This is a genomic window from Rhodococcus sp. Chr-9 (assembly GCF_000801125.1).
Taxonomy (GTDB): domain Bacteria; phylum Actinomycetota; class Actinomycetes; order Mycobacteriales; family Mycobacteriaceae; genus Rhodococcus; species Rhodococcus pyridinivorans.
In genome coordinates, this window is the sequence record NZ_JTIZ01000097.1 from 1 (window position 1) to 815 (window position 815).

Annotated in this window: 2 protein-coding genes; both read left to right on the forward strand. The window is 69.2% G+C overall.

The genetic code is table 11. The features are described 5' to 3' along the window. A partial coding sequence (locus QR64_RS14645) for a universal stress protein (protein WP_039585911.1) occupies window positions 1-253 on the forward strand: 253 nt, incomplete at its 5' end. A gap of 22 nt (window positions 254-275) precedes the next feature. Further along, on the forward strand, window positions 276-812 hold the full coding sequence (locus tag QR64_RS14650; protein ID WP_039585913.1) for a PaaI family thioesterase: 537 nt from the start codon (window positions 276-278) through the stop codon (window positions 810-812). The last annotated feature ends 3 nt before the right edge of the window (window positions 813-815 follow it).

The following is an 815-nucleotide window of genomic DNA, read 5'->3' on the forward strand; positions in this document are numbered from 1 at the left end:
CACTCCCACCGAGGCCATCCTGCGGACCGCCCACCAGCACGCCCTCGCCCACGGCGCCACCGACATTGAAACCCACATCCTGTCCGAACCCGCCCCGCACGCGCTGCTGCACCTGGCCGCCGCCACCGGCGCCGACCTCATTGTCACCGCCGATCCCCACCGGCCACCGCTGCTGGCCCGGCTGCTGACTACCCCACCGATCGAGCTCGCCCGCAAAGCCCACTGCGACATCCTCTTCACCACCGCACGGTAGACACACCCCACAGAAAGCGCCCATGACCGAGAACACACCCAGCACCCATACACCCGAGCCCCGACAGGTCCCGGACTGGATTCCCGCCTTCCCTGTGCTCGCACCCGACTCCGCCGACCTGCCACCCCACCACGACCACTGCCTCGGCTGCGGACCGGCCAACCCCCACGGCCACCAGCTACGCGCCCGCCGCGACGCACACGGCGTCCACGCCCACCACCGCTTCGACTCTCGCCACGTCGGCGCCCCCGCGATCGCCCACGGCGGCGCGGTCGCCACCGTCCTCGACGAACTGTTCGGACTCTTGCTCTACACCGTCAGGGAACCCGCGGTCACCCGCCACCTTGCCATCGACTACCTCGCCCCGATCCTGCTCGACACCCCTTACACCCTCCGCGCCCACATCCACGCCCGCGACGGCCGCAAACTCCACCTGCAAGCCACCATCGAAAACGACCACGCCCACGTGATCACCACCGCCACCGCCCTGTTCCTCACCGTCGACGTCAACCACTTCCTCACCCACAACACACCCCCACACACCGATAACACCCCCTGACCT